This is a genomic window from Paenibacillus sp. 10L310 (assembly GCF_056395745.1).
Window position 1 is genome coordinate 1 of sequence record NZ_JBFTKC010000080.1, and the last position, 368, is coordinate 368.

General features: G+C 47.0%; 1 protein-coding gene. It reads left to right on the forward strand.

Features of this window, described 5'->3' with window-relative positions:
- On the forward strand, positions 1-368 hold a 368-nt coding region (locus AC1DE7_RS31920), incomplete at both ends, for an FIVAR domain-containing protein (protein ID WP_477535903.1).

Below are 368 nucleotides of genomic sequence, written 5' to 3' on the forward strand. Positions count from 1 at the left end.
TTTGGATCTGACTGATGCAAGAACGGGCTTAATCCCTACAACATCTGTACCTGTTGTAGATAAATCAGCTTTGCAAGCGAAAGTAACTGAAATTACAGGTGAAAGCCTGGAAGAGTCAGCGTACACACCAGCGAGCTGGGAAGCACTGGATAATGCGATGAATGAAGCAGAGCGAGTGTTGAATGAACCGACAGCGACTCAAGCGCAGGTAGACAAGGCGCTTTTGGATCTGACTGATGCAAGAACGGGCTTAATCCCTACAACATCTGTACCTGTTGTAGATAAATCAGCTTTGCAAGCGAAAGTAACTGAAATTACAGGTGAAAGCCTGGAAGAGTCAGCGTACACACCAGCGAGCTGGGAAGCAC